Consider the following 15,589-nt stretch of genomic DNA (forward strand, 5'->3'; position numbering starts at 1 on the left):
AAAACGATCTGCCTTCTTGCACTGGGTTTTGCTATCAATTATCAGAATTTTCAAAAAGGATACAAAACACGCATTGTTCATTAAAAATTATTGTTAATTGCTCAATAGTCAGAATGATGAGATTATTGAGCGTAAGACTATTTCAAATATCAAGGACTATACCGAAAGTATAAAATAGAAAATATACCCTAAGTCAGATTAAAATCCTGCTAATTCAATTTATAGAAAACAAAAAAAGCTCCTCAAACAGATTTATGCTCTCAGATACAGCTCGATATACTAAACTTCCTTGTTCCCAGCATCTATATGCTCTCTAGTGGAATTTAGTTGATTGTTTACCATTGTTGAGCATTGCTGTTACTGGCAAAAAGTATACTTAGATGTAGAGTGCAATGTCTTGATATTTTTGCGAAGATCATAATCTGGCTAAATTCAAGGAATTGCTGCTCGTGGTATTTCTGAATTAAAGGAGCCTCACACTTTAAAAAAGTTCCCTATGTACTTGAATTCTCCCACTAGTCAGTTTGAGAGTTTGTCATTGACCACAGAACCAAAACCAGAGGAACCTGAAATAGAGAAAGTGCCAGTAGAAGTTGCATTTAAAAGTCCGTCATTACCGCCATCGGTAGCTGAAGGAGCTATATATCTCAGCCAGCGTGGTAATTCTCTGGCACAACAAAAGTCAGAAGAACTGCAAAAGACCCTTCTGGCACACCGACATGATCGCCAACTGGTAATTCTGCAAGATTTTCCTGACCCTGATGCTCTTTCTTGCGCCTGGGCTTATCAGTTAATTGCCCAGCAATATGATATCAAATGTGAAATCATTTATGCTGGCGCATTGAGCCATCAAGAAAATATTGCCTTGGTAAGGCTGACCAATTTACCTATCCAACGCTGGACACTGCAAACCTTGAAAACCAAAGATTTGTCATCTTATCAAGGTTTTGTATTAATTGATAACCAGGGAACCACTTCACAGCTATTGTCAGCAGTGCAGCAGGCTGGAATTCCCCTAATAGCCCTCATCGACCATCACAGTATCCAAGGTGATCTCCAATCAGAGTTTGAGGATATTCGTCCCCATGTAAGAGCGACGGCAACCATTTTTACCCAGTATCTCCAAACTGGATTACTGGCATTAGATAGCAGTATAAATCAACACGTTAAATGTGCTACTGCCTTAATGCACGGCTTGCGATCGGATACAAATCGGCTCATGCAAGCGCAAGAAGAAGACTTTATGGCAGCAGCGTATTTAAGCCGATTTTATGACGCTCAACTGCTAAACGCCATTTTACAGGCGAACCGTTCCAAGCGGGTAATGGATGTGATCGAGCGATCGCTAAAAAATCGCATCGTCCAAAATAACTTTTCCATCGCTGGTGTTGGTTATTTACGTTACGACGACCGCGATGCCATTCCCCAAGCGGCTGATTTTCTCGTCACCGAAGAAAATGTCCACACCGCCGTAGTTTATGGCATTGTCCACGATGAAGATGATGAACTGGAAATAGTCATCGGCTCCCTGAGAACCACCAAACTTACCCTTGACCCTGATGAATTCATCAAAGAAGCCTTTGGGCAAGATAGCGCAGGGCGGTTTTTTGGCGGTGGAAGGACAAGCGCAGGCGGCTTTGAAATCCCGATGGGTTTCTTATCTGGCAGCAACGAAAATTCCGCCTATGCAAAAATGAAATGGGAAGTATTCGACACTCAAATTAAGCAAAAACTGCTGAGGTTGGTTAATCCTAAAGACAACCCGATTCAGTCAGAATAAAGGGAGAAGGAGATGGGGAAAACTCCTAACTCATGCAGCAGTCAAAGTGTTTGGTCAAATAGCATCCCTAAATCATTCGTGATAAACATCTTTCCCGACTTTTTATAAAAAGTCGGGAATTTTGATCTTTACACAGAGGCTGAACTGATTGAGGATGTAGTTTGTGCATAATGTTAAGTAGCTAGGCAAAATAAAATTAACTTCCACCTACTTATTCTATAAGTGTAAATATGTTTAACATATAAGGAATCATCTGTGAAAATTGCTGTCAGTTTGTTAACTAATTATAAAGATATGCGCTTGGGATGCGAATAATACCTTTTGAATTTCTCATTCCCAGACGACCTGTTTCGTTACAGACAAAAAAAAGAGAAAATCTTCAGGCATGGAAGAATTTTGTGCGCGTTGAAGCCCAAAAGGTTTGGAAAGATAACAGTCCGATAAAAGACGGCGATCTCCAACTGACGCTAGTTTATCTTTGTGATGAATTTCCGGCTGATATCGATAACATTATCAAGCCAATTCAGGATGCACTTGTAGACTTAGTTTTTGAAGATGATAGTTTAGTATCAGATGTAGATAGTCATCGTCGATTTATGTCTGATCCGATTGATATTATAAGTCTGCCTTCTTTATTACAGCGTGCTGTCATCACAGGGAAAGAGTGTGTTTATGTAAAAGTGAGTCAATCTCAACCACTGGAACAATACTTATGATTAACAATACTAAAACTCTATATGATGAAAAGTTAAAATCTCTGGCAGATAAGTACAAAAGTCAAGGATTTCGTGTTTTCACTGGTCCAAAAACAGATGAATTACCATTCGGTTTGGGTAACTACCAGCCAGATATGATTGCTATTAAAGACGGCTCAGGTTTGGTAATTGAAATAAAAACAAGCCTCAGCAGAGTTTCTGTGGAAAGTTTACAGGCTTTAGCAGAGGAAGTTAGTAAACATCCAGGCTGGCGTTTTTTATTGCTAACACTTGAAGACATAGAAGGCAAATCCTTACCTGGAACATCCGAAGAACTTCTTTCATGGCAAGAGCTAACTGATCGGTTTGTCCAAGCACATAAGCTTATTGAAAATTGTGAAATTGAACCTGTTTTTCTTTATATGTGGAGTATTTTTGAGGGGGCTTTAAGAAAGCGAGCAGTCAGTGTGTCAATTCCTATTGAGCGTTTCCCAGCCATAGGATTACTAAGACATTTGTACTCTTTGGGAGAGTTATCAATTTCTCAATTTGACCTTGCTCAAACTTGTTTTGAAGTTCGTAATCGTCTTGCTCACGGATATGGATATATTGAAAACCTAAATTTGCGAGTTGTACATGACTTTGAAAATTTGGTTCGTGAATTATTAGCGGAATGGACAACTGATAGTTTGGAAGAGTCGTGTCTTGATTCATCATTATCACTAGCTAAAGATTTAATAAATGATAAAAAACTAAAGAAGGAATTAAGTAACGAGTCGGTTGTAAAAAATTTAGAACTCGCTATTAGTCAACTTTCGCCAGAGGATATAGCTGTTTTTCGTGCTTGGTTCGCAGAATTCAATGCAGCATCCTTGGAAAAACGAGAAGACTTAAGGAGAAATTTAATCAATCAGAAAAGCAATGTCATCTCACCACTAGAACTATTAGAACTAATGATAGATTCAATAAATGAGAGAAGTGAGAAAAAAATAAATAAGGACTTAAACAACAAGCAGGTTATAATAACAAATGTCGAATTTGCTGTTAGTCAACTTTCACCAGAGGATCTCGCCGCCTTTCGTGCCTGGTTTGGGGAATTCGATGCAGCAAGGGATAAACAGATTGAAAAAGATGTGGTTCAACAAGAAACCCTCTCGTCTATTACTGACAGTCCAACCTTAGAATCTTTAACCAACCTTGACTCCTGGACTCAGAGTTTAATAGGTGTAATCCAGCTAGAAGAAGAAAATCCGACAGAAAATTATGTGGATTATTTAGAGGAGAAATACGGTTGAAAGGGGTGTTGTTCGACAGCGATGTGTTGCTCGATATTTTGGCACAGCGTCAACCATTTATCGTAGCTTCTGCACGAGCATTAAATACAGTAATGCAGAATCAAGTACAAGGTTATGTTTCAGGTCATGCAGTAACCAATATTTTCTATATTCTGCGTCGTCAAGTTGGTAATGAAGTAGCGCGTGAACTATTAGCAAAGTTATTGCAGCACCTTCAAGTTGCCAGCGTAACAGATGAAGTGATTCGGAAAGCTTTGAATAGCTCAATTAAGGATTTTGAGGATGCGGTAACGAGCGCTGCGGCGCTTACGGCAGGTTTAGAAATAATTGTTACACGAAACACACCCGATTTTGTGGCTTCTTTAGTTCCGGCAATGCTGCCAGATGAGTTTTTGACAATGCTATCTGAGTGCTCCTAAATCCATAACACTTAGAACCTATAACACTGCACTGTACTGGGTAAATCGCATATCAATGAATACGTAATAATGATTAAGATTAGGATAGGTTAATTGACAGCAGACGTAAATCCTAACTAAGCACGGGCTACGCCCCGCTATGCTAACAGAACTAAAACTATGGAACTATATTTAATTCGTCATGGCATCGCCGAAGATAAAGGATTAGGCATCAAGGATGAGGAGCGCAGTCTTACCAAAGAAGGAAGGCAAAAAACTGAGAAAGTTGCCGAGAAACTTGTTAAATTGGGATTAAACTTTGATTTGATTCTCACCAGCCCCTTAGTGCGGGCCCGCCAAACGGCTGATATCCTTATAGCAGAAAAATTAAGCTCTAAATTAGAGGAATCTAGCCACCTCGCTCACGATGGTCAAATTTCTAGTTGGCTAAAAGACTGGTTAGAGCCAAGAAATTATTCCCAAAATACCCAACTGGCGCTGGTTGGACACGAACCTGATTTGACCAATTGGGCAGAAATTCTCCTATGGGGAGAGGTCAAAGAAAGCTTAGTCTTGAAAAAAGCAGGTATGATTGGGATAAAACTACCAGAAACAGGTTCTCCTTTGGGTCGGAGTCAGATGTTTTGGTTGACACCACCCAAGTACCTGCTATAACAGTTTTTCAACATTTTCGATTGTTGTTAGAAGGGCTACTGTTATAGCGACAATAATTTCTGGTAAGTTAGCTTGATCAGATATTTCACAAAGCGAATGGTGGTGCCATGATGGTGTGCGAATACAAGCCTGGTTTAGAAGGCATTCCCGCCGCCCAATCAAGTATCAGCTATGTTGATGGGCAAAAGGGAATATTAGAATATCGTGGCATCCGGATTGAGGAACTAGCAGAGAAAAGTACATTCCTAGAAACTGCTTATCTCTTAATCTGGGGCGAATTGCCAAGCAAGGAAGAACTGAAAGCATTTGAGCATGAGGTTCGTTACCACAGGCGGATAAAATACCGCATTCGGGACATGATGAAATGCTTTCCAGAAAGCGGTCACCCAATGGATGCGCTGCAAGCCTCTGCTGCTGCTTTAGGCTTGTTTTATTCGCTCCGGGATTTACATAATCCTGCCTACATTCGAGATTCGGTGGTACGCCTGATAGCAACTATTCCCACAATGGTAGCTGCGTTCCAACTGATGCGAAAAGGCAATGACCCGGTACGTCCTCGTGATGACTTGGACTATTCCGCCAACTTTCTATATATGCTCAATGAGCAAGAACCCGATCCTCTGATGGCGCGGATTTTTGATATCTGCTTGATACTTCAAGTCGAGCATACAATGAATGCTTCCACCTTTAGTGCTAGGGTGACAGCTTCCACCTTAACTGATCCTTACGCTGTGGTTGCTAGTGCCGTGGGAACCTTGGGTGGGCCCCTGCATGGTGGAGCCAATGAAGAAGTAATTCAGATGTTGGAAAAAATTGGCTCTGTGGAAAATGTCCGTCCCTACATAGAGCATTGTCTGCAAACTAAATCTAAGATTATGGGCTTTGGACATCGTGTGTATAAAGTAAAAGACCCACGAGCCATAATTTTACAAGGACTAGCAGAGCAACTGTTTGAGAAGTTTGGGCATGACAAGTTCTATGACATTGCTCAAGAAATGGAGCAAGTGGTAGGGGAAAAACTAGGTAGCAAAGGAATTTATCCTAATATTGACTTTTATTCAGGTTTAGTGTACAGGAAGATGGGGATTCCTACAGACTTGTTTACGCCAATATTTGCGATCGCTCGTGTTGCCGGTTGGCTAGCCCACTGGAAAGAACAACTAGCAGAAAACCGGATTTTCCGTCCTACCCAGGTTTACAACGGTCTCCACGAAGTTACTTATACCCCCATTGAGCAACGGTAAATGGGCAGGTGGCAGGGGGCAGGGGGCAGAGAGCAGAGGGAAATGTGAAGAAGCAAGGGAGCAGAGAGCAGGGGGAAAAGGGGAAACTTTCTCCCCTGCAAAGCGCACCTTGCCCCAATTCCTCTTTTCCATCCCCCCTGCTCCCTGCTCCCTTGCCCCCTCATCTCCTCAACAGCAATCTCAATGCCAATCATAAGTAGAAGTTCTCATTTTGCTTCAGGGTGCTCAAACCATCCAACGATATACTAGGCATGGGAATTAGCAACAAATCTTCAATCAAGCGTCATCTGGGCAAAAATTAAAAATGGGTGAATTTACAGGTATTAATTTAACTAATAGTTGTAACTCACCATGACTCGATGTCTTAAAGAGTGGAAACATGAACTCAGGAATTGACCTTCAAGGAACTTTTATTGAATCCCTCCGGGATTTAGGTATACCAGCAGGAACAGCCAAAGCGATTTGGATGCCACTGCCAATGATACTGATGCTGATTGGGGCAACAGTGGGGGTATTAGTCGCTACTTGGCTAGAACGAAAGATTTCTGCCGCCGCACAGCAGCGAATTGGGCCAGAATACCAGGGGCCTTTTGGGTTGCTGGTACCTGTAGCGGATGGTTTGAAGTTGGTATTTAAAGAAGATATAGTACCAGCCAAATCTGACCCCTGGCTGTTTACCCTTGGCCCAATTATTGTTGTGATTCCGGTGTTTCTGTCATTCCTGATCGTCCCCTTTGGGCAGAACATCGTAATTAGCAATGTCGGCATGGGTGTCTTTTTGTGGATTGCCTTATCAAGCATTCAACCCATTGGCTTACTAATGGCTGGCTACGCATCTAATAATAAATACTCCCTCTTAGGGGGGTTGCGGGCAGCAGCGCAATCTATTAGTTATGAAATTCCTTTGGCATTGGCGGTGTTAGCGATCGCTATGATGTCTAACAGCCTCGACACCGTTGATATTGTAAATCAACAGTCTGGCTATGGCATCTTGGGCTGGAACATTTGGCGACAACCAATCGGTTTCCTGATCTTTTGGATAGCCGCTCTAGCTGAATGTGAACGATTACCCTTTGACTTACCAGAAGCGGAAGAAGAAATCGTCGCAGGCTATCAGACTGAATATTCAGGTATGAAATTCGGTCTTTTCTACCTGGGTTCTTACGTTAACTTGATCCTTTCTTCCTTGCTAGTAGCAATTCTTTACCTGGGCGGTTGGGACTTTCCCATTCCTCTCAACCTCATCGCTGGTTGGGTGGGAGTCAGTGAACTAAATCCCGTCTTCCAAATAGTAACTGCGGCTTTGGGAATCACGATGACCGTGTTCAAAGCCTATCTACTAGTGTTTGTCGCCATCCTGTTGCGCTGGACAGTGCCACGGGTACGGATTGACCAACTATTAGATTTAGGATGGAAGTTCTTGTTGCCAGTTGGTTTGGTTAATCTCCTATTAACTGCCGCCCTGAAACTAGCCTTTCCCTTCGCCTTCGGGGGTTAGTCATTAGTCATTAGTCATTTGTACTAATGGCCAAGGACAACGGACAAGGGACAAAGGACAAAGGACAAATAAAGAGAGAGTGAAACATAATGCTAAAGTTCCTGAAACAAGTTGGTGATTACGCCAAAGAAACAGTACAAGCTGCACGTTACATTGGTCAGGGACTTTCTGTTACCTTTGACCACATGCGGCGGCGTCCGATTACCGTACAGTACCCTTACGAAAAACTGATTCCTGGCGAACGGTTTCGCGGTAGGATTCACTTTGAATTTGATAAGTGTATCGCCTGCGAAGTTTGTGTTCGCGTTTGTCCGATTAACCTGCCTGTAGTCGATTGGGAATTCGACAAAGCCAGCAAAAAGAAAAAACTCAACCACTACAGCATTGACTTTGGAGTTTGTATCTTTTGCGGTAATTGTGTGGAATTTTGCCCTACTAACTGTCTATCGATGACAGAAGAGTATGAACTTTCCACTTACGATCGCCATGAATTGAACTATGACAGCGTGGCACTCGGTCGTCTACCCTACAAAGTAACAGATGACCCAATGGTTACACCACTGCGCGAACTAGTTTACCTACCCAAAGGTGTCCTCGAACCACATGGACTGCCCGCAGATGCGCCACGTCCGGGTGCGCGTCCAGAAGATTTGGTGGAACAAACAGAAAAATAAATGTCATTTGTCATTTGTCTTTTGTCTTTTACTAACGACCAATGACCAATGACCAATGACCAATAACCAATGACTAAGGACAAAAAACAGTGAATCTAGCGGAAGGAGTACAGTTTGTATCGCTTGGCATACTGGGCGTGATGATGATTGGGGCGGCCATTGGTGTGGTACTGTTCTCCAACATCGTCTATTCAGCCTTTATGCTGGGGGGCGTGTTCATTAGCATAGCGGGAATCTATCTGTTGCTAAATGCTGATTTTGTTGCAGCTGCACAAATACTGATTTACGTTGGGGCAGTTAACGTGTTGATTTTGTTTGCCATTATGTTGGTGAACAAGCGAGAGGATTTTGTCGCATTTCCGAACTCTTGGGTGCGGAAAGCATTAACGGGTTTAGTCAGTGTAGGATTGTTTGGTCTTTTAAGCACAATGGTTCTGGCTACTCCTTGGGCTTACTCAACTCCTGCTGTGGCGGGTGGTGAAAGTTCGATAATTTTAATTGGAGAACATTTCTTCACTGACTTTTTACTGCCTTTTGAATTGGCTTCCATTTTGCTGCTGATAGCGATGGTAGGAGCAATTATTTTGGCACGCCGCGAGTTTTTGCCAGACCTATTGACACCATCCAAACAGGGGCAAACTGTTTTGACTTTGCAAGAACGCCCCAGAGAACTAGTATCAACAACCAGCGAAACAAAAGAGTAAGATTTGCGACCTGAGTCGCAGATAGAAAGCCAGTTTTTTCAGGAGGGATACCCAGATTCATGCAACTCCAGTACTTTTTATTACTAGCAGCAGCTTTATTCTGCATTGGCATCTTTGGTTTAATTACCAGCCGCAATGCTGTGCGGGTGCTGATGTCAATTGAGTTACTGCTCAATGCTGTTAATCTGAATTTAATGGCATTTTCCAACTTCCTCGACTCAACATTAATTAAGGGTCAGGTTTTCACAGTATTTGTGATCACTGTGGCCGCAGCCGAAGCGGCGGTAGGTCTAGCGATCGTGCTTGCCATTTATCGCAACCGCGATACCGTCGATATGGAGCAGTTTAATCTCCTGAAGTGGTAACTGTGCGTGCAACTAAAGCAGGTAATCATTGCTTATAAAGCGCGGGATGCCCGGAGTAAACAATGGGCAGAAATCTGTGCTAAACAACTAGAAAGCCGCGAGTGCCATGTGTTGATGGGACCTAGCGGGCCAAAAGACAACCCCTATCCTGTCTTTTTGGCTTCTGCGGGTCAACCAATCGATCTCGCTTTGGTGCTCGGTGGCGATGGTACTGTTTTAACTGGTGCCAGACACTTAGCCCCAGCGGGCATCCCGATTCTGGGAGTGAATGTGGGAGGTCATCTGGGGTTTTTAACTGAGTCAGTGGAAGAGTTTCAGGATACTGAGAAAGTTTGGGATCGGCTGTTTGAGGATCGTTATGCTATCCAACGGCGGATGATGTTACAAGCTGCGGTGTATGAGGGTCATGGGTCTAATTTAGAACCAGTGAGTGAGCATTATCTGGCTTTGAATGAATTTTGCGTCAAACCCGCCTCCGCTGACCGAATGATTACTTCTATTCTAGAAATGGAAATCGACGGTGAGGTAGTCGATCAGTACGTCGGGGACGGGTTGATTATTTCCACTCCCACGGGTTCGACTGGTTACACCGTTTCTGCTAATGGGCCAATTATGCATGATGGTATGGAAGCGATTACCATCACTCCTATTTGTGCAATGAGCCTTTCTAGTCGCCCCCTCGTTTTACCCCCTGGTTCTGTGGTGAGTATTTGGCCTTTGGGGGATTATGATTTGAGTACCAAGCTGTGGACAGATGGGGTTTTGGGGACTTCAATTTGGCCGGGACACCGCGTTGATGTGCGGATGGCAGATTGTCGGGCTAAATTTATTATTTTGCGCGAGAACAATTCCTACTATCAGACGCTGCGGGAGAAGTTGCTTTGGGCAGGTACAAGAGTTCACTACAGCAATAATCACCGTAATTAATTCAGTATTTTAGAGTGCATTTACCGCAGATTGCGTAGGCGTAGCCCGTCGTAGACATCGCGTAGGCATCGTAACCAAAATTATCCAAGCCCCTGGATTCATCCGGGGCTTTTCTGTCCTAATTGTGATTTTCTTCGCTAAATTGCATTTATAGCGTATATCAAAGGGAAATTTTGTATCTTATTGCCAGATTTCTTGGTAATTAATGCTCATAATAAAAGCACTCTACCTCTAATCTGAAAGAATAAAAAGCTCTCTAGAGGTTCTGTTATCGAAAACCGTATCAATCACACTCGACACATTAATGCATAATGTGATCTATTTGTATAGTGCCTAAATCATAGTAGAATATTTTCGCAAATCGTAAGTAGGAAGATAGATGGAAGTTTCTGGACGCAACATCAATTACCCACTAAATCCTCCTCACCCCCTGGAAGATTTCCCCGTCCTTCAAACTGAAAAATATATCCTAAGACTGGCATCAACTGAAGAAGAATTAGAATCAATCTTTCGGTTACGGTTTGAAGTTTTTAATCTTGAACTAGGTTTGGGATTTTCGGCTTCTAAGTTTACCCAAATGGATATAGATAAATTTGATGCAGTTTGCCATCATTTAATCTTGATCTCCAAACAAACGGGTAAAACAATTGGAACTTATCGGATGCAAACCTATACAATGGCTTCTCAAAGACTAGGCTTTGATGCTGCCGATATATTTAATCTTAATGCGATTCCTAATTCTGTGCTTCAGGCATCAGTTGAAGTTGGGCGTACATGTATAGCTAAAGAATACCGCAATATTCAAGCACTTTTACTCCTCTGGGAAGGGCTGGCAAACTATCTCATTTGGAGTAAAAACCAATATTTCTTTGGCTGTGCATCATTACTAACACAATGTCCTTGGCAAGGTACTTGTGCTTATGATTATTTTCGGCAAAATCGCTTGATGCATCCAAGTATTTTGGTTTATCCAAATTCACAATTTTGTTTAGAACTGTCTCAAAGTTATCCAGATTCATATAATGTTGATATTCCTAAAATTTTGCAGGCGTACTTGAATATTGGAGCTAAGATATGTAGCCTTCCAGCTATTGATCGGCAGTTTCAGACGATTGATTTTTTAACTATATCTAATATTGTAGACTTTGCCAGATGGCGTTAGCAAATATTGTAAAAATTCTCTAACTTGAATTCTCCTTATTGTCTTGTAGGGAACTCAGGATTTCCATAAAATTTGGGTTTAACCCAAATTTTATGGAGATTAGAGTCGAAGGGCTGGCTTTCAAGGGTAGGTGTTTAAAAAAGGCATAGATAATAGGACTAGTACCGCAAGGTGAAAGTCAAAAGCCAAAACAATTGTATTCCATTCCTTTGCGCCATTTGAAATGGTATGTTTAGTCTCAATTATTTACCTTTTAACATTTTTGTCTTCCAATGCTCTTACTTTGTCTGACAATGCTAAAATTGTTTTTTGCTGTTCCTGAACAACTTTGGTTAGTATCCCTACAATATCCATAGAACTGAGTCCATTTCTATCAGGGGTTGCTACAAGCTCTGGAACATCTTCTGCAATGAATCCAATGTGGTGTGTTTTTTCTGTATCAGCTTTGTATTTGAACTTGACAGGGTTCAGGTCTTTTAGTGTCTCAAGCGCTTCTTTACTTGAAAGCTCGGTAATATTTTCCTTCAACTTCTTAGATGAGCCCTGGATTAACGAACCACTAATTGAAACATTTCCATTGGGGCTCAAACTCATTACATTTGTAAGGTTTGTAAAGAAATTCATTACGCTATTATCACCAGGACCAACTGCGATATCCCAAAAGTTAAAATTAGCCACATTGAATCGCAATCGGGCAAAATCACCAGGCTGTGTCTGCCTAATCTGAATCTAAGGAAAATCAAAACCAAGATTATTACTGACAAAAATCCTTTGGGTCTGTTGTGCTTGTGCTGGTTCATCGCTAAGGATTTTTGTGGCTGCTGCTCCAGCAATGAAAGCGCTAGTTGCCCTTAAAATTTGATTCCGAGAGAAGTTATTAGACATGTGCTTATAACCTAATGGAATGTAAGGATAAACTAAGTACCTCTGGTAGTTAATCAAGTATAGGACTGACGCAAAAGTACATGCTGTAGGGACAATTCATGAATTACCCCTACCTGAAAATAAGGGTTTTGGTTATTGTTTACGTAAGTCCTGAAGGAGACTAACTCTTAAGCATAATATCAATGTACGCGTTAACAGAATAGAGGTATTTATAAAACTTAGCATCATACATAAGCAATACACGCGATTTGGGTATTTCAGCCATCTTTAGCATTCAGTGATCGCAAAGAGAACGAGTAAATCAGGATTATGTAAAACGCTTAAAACGACCAAATCTCATGATCCACATTATGATTATGGTTAATTTGTACAGTGTGTAAGAAAAATTTTGTATCTTATTACCAGATTTTTTCGGAATTAATGTTCATAATAAAAGCACTCTACCTCAAATTTTGCAGGCATACTTGAATATTGGAGCTAAGATATGTAGCCTTCCAGCTATTGATCGGCAGTTTCAGACCATTGATTTTTTAACTATATCTAATATTGCAGACTTTGCCAGATGGCGTTATCCAAATCCTTTCAAAAAAGCTTTACCACTGAGGATTTGTCACGATTAATGCCACTGCTGCCACGTTATCCAACGGACACGAGAAAAAATATCCTTGTCCACATTCACAGTTCAATTTTCTCAGAAATGCTAACTGCTCTTTTGTCTCCACTCCTTCGGCGGTCACATCCATACCTAATTTGTGTGCCAGTGTGATAATTGTCTCGATAATTTCTAAATTCTTACCGTTAGCATCTATTGGGCTGACAAAGGAACGGTCAATCTTTAACACACTAATCGGAAAGCTATGAAGACGGCTTAAAGAAGAGTAGCCTGTACCGAAATCATCAATTGATAACTCAATGCCCATTTTCCGAAGTTTTGAAAGTGCGGCATTTGCCTCATCGTCATTTTCCATAATTACACTTTCAGTAATTTCTAACATGAGACTGCCAGCATCAAGACCAGTCGAGTGCAAAATTTCCCCAATCTGCTCAATCAAATCCGGTTGAGAAAATTGCTTGACTGAGAGATTAACGCTGATTTTCTCTAACGAGTTTATGCGATCGCGCACTCGCCAATTTTGCATCTGGCGGCACGCCTCATGTAGCGCCCAGTAGCCAATCTCGACAATCAGTCCGGTTTCTTCTGCCAGAGGGACAAAATCTGTTGGCAAAATTAGACCACGCTCTGGATGCTGCCAACGCAGCAAAGCCTCAAAGCCTAAAATCCTGCCAGTAGTCAGGGAAACAATCGGTTGGTAATAAACTTCAAACTCGTGGCGTTCGATCGCTCGGCGTAGATCGTTCTCTAACTGCAATCTAGCTAGAGCATTACTATACATCTCTGGGTTGAATAGTTCATAGCGTGCTTTGCCCAGCGCCTTGGCTCGGTACATAGCCGTATCAGCGTCTCTTAGCAAGTTTTCTGCTTGGTCATAGGCTACTGTCGAACTCAGGGCGATGCCAATACTTGCTGTTGTAGATACTTCTTGCCCGTCAAGCTCAAGAGGTAATGTCAATTCTTGTTGAATCCGCTCAACTACTTTGATGGCATCTGATAAATTCTGGATTTCGTCAAGTAGGATTGTAAATTCGTCTCCCCCAAGCCGTGCAGCTGTATCCGTGGAGCGTATACATACTTCTAACTTATTTGCAATAGCAAGTAGAAATTGGTCTCCTTTTAGGTGTCCGAGACTGTCATTGATCACCTTAAACCGATCCAGGTCGAGAAATATTACAGCAAATAAATAATTCTCCTGCCGTTTGGCTCGCTGGAGACTCTGTTTTAAACGCTCCATAAAGAAAGCTCGGTTGGGTAAACCTGTCAGTGCATCGTGAAACGCATTATGTAGTAACTGTTCTTCTGCCTGCTTGCGATCGTTAATTTCAGCTTCTAACCGCCTGTTAACCTCTAATAGTCCAGCAAATGACTCTTGTAATTGAGTAGCCATTTGATTATGAGCCTGACCGAGAACTCTTAATTCGTTTATACCCCCCAATGTAACGGTTTGGTCTAACTTTCCATTAGCGATTTCCTTGGAAGCAAAGCTCAAATGGAGAATTGGTTGAGTAATCCAATGAGAAGTAATTACTCCTATGACTGTAGCTAGTATCAAAGCTCCTAAACACAACAAAATAGTGGTTCGGGTGTTGGCTTCGATATGCTCCATAAAGTCGGCTTCAGGAACCACCACGATAATCATCCAATTCAGCCCACAGTCGGCTGCAAAGGGCATTAAGTGTACGAATTGCCGCTTGCGATCAATTTCAAATTCTAGCTGCTGGCTAGAATAAATGTTTCTAAAGCTACCAAATTGTGACTGCAAATACTGTGTTGTTAGGCGAGTGATCCGATCGCTGCTGGCGATCGCTCTAAGCCGTTTGTATGTTTTTTTGCCACCCTGAACACTCACAATGAAAGGTTGCTCCGCCGTTGAAGTTGCTACCAAATCTCCAGAATGCTCGACAATAAAGGTTTTTCCTGAACGACCAATCTTTAAACTGTGTAAAAACTCATTCAGTTGCGAGAGAGATAACGTTGCATTCGTCACTCCAAGCAAAGTATTTGTCTGGTCATAAAGAGGTTGGGTTGCACTGAATGCTAGCCCTGATGAAGAGAAATAGGGATAAATTTCTGTGCAAGTAGATTTACCTGCTTTTACAGCATTTGTGTACCAGGGGCGAATGCGAGGATCAAAGATTTTGTTAACTTGAATTAACTTGACACGATTACCTTCATGATCAGTGGCGTAAGTATAATAATTGTTACCTGTTGATTGATCCTTTTTTCGGATGACTAGTGAGCCATCCTTAAGGCGATCAATCGAATGAATTTCTCCTTGTGTATTTGCAAAAGCGATCGGGTTTAAGGGCTTGAATAACTGTATTTGATGCCATAAATGGTGTTCTAAAACTTTTCCATTTTTTAAACTTAGCTCACCAATATGGACAGAATTAGCGTTAATCTGAGTGACGAGTTGGGGGATTTTTATGTAATCGGTGACATGTTGATGAATTCGAGTAGTAACTTCATTCCGCAGCTGAGTAGCAACGTCATTAACAGCTTTCTGACCATTTTTTAAAGACAAGAATGCTGTTAATCCCACAGCAGCAGAAATTTGCAGGATGAAAGGTACTACAAGAGCTACACGGAGCGGCACCCTCAATAACCCTTTTGGAATCGGACGCAAGAAGTTCTGCTGTGGCATCTGCGCGATCTTAGCCTCGCATAGTTT

15 protein-coding genes and 1 pseudogene are annotated in these 15,589 nt (G+C 41.8%); 13 read left to right on the forward strand and 3 right to left on the reverse strand.

All coding sequences use genetic code 11. The annotated features are described in order from the left end of the window. Positions 1-496: 496 nt before the first annotated feature. The 12 genes from H6G96_RS07140 to H6G96_RS07195 all read left to right on the forward strand — a co-directional run bounded on the left by H6G96_RS07140 (position 497) and on the right by H6G96_RS07195 (position 11,417). On the forward strand, positions 497-1,780 hold the full coding sequence (locus H6G96_RS07140; protein ID WP_190910804.1) for a bifunctional oligoribonuclease/PAP phosphatase NrnA: 1,284 nt from the start codon (positions 497-499) through the stop codon (positions 1,778-1,780). Between the two features lie 305 nt (positions 1,781-2,085). After that, the gene (locus H6G96_RS07145) at positions 2,086-2,496 is read left to right on the forward strand and encodes a RusA family crossover junction endodeoxyribonuclease (RefSeq protein WP_190910805.1); all 411 of its coding nucleotides are present in this window, start codon (positions 2,086-2,088) and stop codon (positions 2,494-2,496) included. After that, a complete protein-coding gene (locus H6G96_RS07150; protein WP_190910806.1) occupies positions 2,493-3,770 on the forward strand; it encodes a hypothetical protein in 1,278 nt (425 codons plus the stop codon). The genes H6G96_RS07145 and H6G96_RS07150 overlap by 4 nt, the downstream gene beginning before the upstream one ends. Before the next feature lie 5 nt (positions 3,771-3,775). Next, positions 3,776-4,189, forward strand: a complete 414-nt coding sequence (locus tag H6G96_RS07155; RefSeq protein ID WP_347242197.1) for a PIN domain-containing protein — start codon at positions 3,776-3,778, stop codon at positions 4,187-4,189. Between the two features lie 159 nt (positions 4,190-4,348). Then, positions 4,349-4,843, forward strand: coding sequence for a phosphohistidine phosphatase SixA (gene sixA, locus H6G96_RS07160; RefSeq protein ID WP_190910808.1), 495 nt, complete (start codon positions 4,349-4,351; stop codon positions 4,841-4,843). Positions 4,844-4,950: 107 nt separating this feature from the next. Then, positions 4,951-6,087 carry a citrate synthase gene (locus tag H6G96_RS07165; protein ID WP_190910809.1) on the forward strand — a complete coding sequence of 379 codons (1,137 nt, stop codon included), beginning with the start codon at positions 4,951-4,953 and terminating at the stop codon, positions 6,085-6,087. A gap of 379 nt (positions 6,088-6,466) precedes the next feature. After that, positions 6,467-7,585, forward strand: a complete 1,119-nt coding sequence (nuoH, locus tag H6G96_RS07170; RefSeq protein WP_190729753.1) for an NADH-quinone oxidoreductase subunit NuoH — start codon at positions 6,467-6,469, stop codon at positions 7,583-7,585. A gap of 89 nt (positions 7,586-7,674) precedes the next feature. Continuing rightward, positions 7,675-8,259 carry an NAD(P)H-quinone oxidoreductase subunit I gene (ndhI, locus tag H6G96_RS07175; RefSeq protein WP_190729754.1) on the forward strand — a complete coding sequence of 195 codons (585 nt, stop codon included), beginning with the start codon at positions 7,675-7,677 and terminating at the stop codon, positions 8,257-8,259. A gap of 89 nt (positions 8,260-8,348) precedes the next feature. Then, complete coding sequence (locus H6G96_RS07180; RefSeq protein WP_190910810.1) at positions 8,349-8,963, forward strand: NADH-quinone oxidoreductase subunit J; 615 nt, start codon at positions 8,349-8,351, stop codon at positions 8,961-8,963. Positions 8,964-9,022: 59 nt separating this feature from the next. Then, positions 9,023-9,328, forward strand: coding sequence for an NADH-quinone oxidoreductase subunit NuoK (gene nuoK / locus H6G96_RS07185; RefSeq protein WP_190910811.1), 306 nt, complete (start codon positions 9,023-9,025; stop codon positions 9,326-9,328). 6 nt (positions 9,329-9,334) lie between these two features. Next, positions 9,335-10,255, forward strand: a complete 921-nt coding sequence (locus tag H6G96_RS07190; RefSeq protein ID WP_190910812.1) for an NAD(+) kinase — start codon at positions 9,335-9,337, stop codon at positions 10,253-10,255. Between the two features lie 379 nt (positions 10,256-10,634). After that, positions 10,635-11,417: a GNAT family N-acyltransferase gene (locus H6G96_RS07195; RefSeq protein WP_190910813.1), complete on the forward strand. Its 783-nt coding sequence runs from the start codon at positions 10,635-10,637 to the stop codon at positions 11,415-11,417. A 246-nt stretch (positions 11,418-11,663) separates the two neighbouring features. Here the strand turns inward: H6G96_RS07195 and H6G96_RS07200 are convergent, their stop codons facing one another. Both H6G96_RS07200 and H6G96_RS07205 read right to left on the reverse strand, forming a co-directional pair. Further along, entirely contained in the window at positions 11,664-12,095 is a 432-nt protein-coding gene (locus H6G96_RS07200; RefSeq protein ID WP_190910814.1) for a tail fiber domain-containing protein, read from the reverse strand. A 51-nt stretch (positions 12,096-12,146) separates the two neighbouring features. After that, the gene (locus H6G96_RS07205; protein ID WP_190910815.1) at positions 12,147-12,302 is read right to left on the reverse strand and encodes a hypothetical protein; all 156 of its coding nucleotides are present in this window, start codon (positions 12,300-12,302) and stop codon (positions 12,147-12,149) included. A gap of 440 nt (positions 12,303-12,742) precedes the next feature. Between H6G96_RS07205 and H6G96_RS41175 the strand changes: the two are divergent. Further along, positions 12,743-12,922 (forward strand): annotated as a pseudogene (locus tag H6G96_RS41175) (ornithine-acyl-ACP acyltransferase); the annotation flags it as partial. Here the strand turns inward: H6G96_RS41175 and H6G96_RS40725 are convergent. Continuing rightward, positions 12,896-15,562 carry an EAL domain-containing protein gene (locus tag H6G96_RS40725; RefSeq protein ID WP_199339429.1) on the reverse strand — a complete coding sequence of 889 codons (2,667 nt, stop codon included), beginning with the start codon at positions 15,560-15,562 and terminating at the stop codon, positions 12,896-12,898. The pseudogene H6G96_RS41175 and the gene H6G96_RS40725 overlap by 27 nt on opposite strands. Positions 15,563-15,589 lie beyond the last annotated feature (27 nt).

Origin of the sequence: Nostoc sp. FACHB-892, from assembly GCF_014698795.1 — a bacterium.
Lineage (GTDB): Bacteria > Cyanobacteriota > Cyanobacteriia > Cyanobacteriales > Nostocaceae > Nostoc.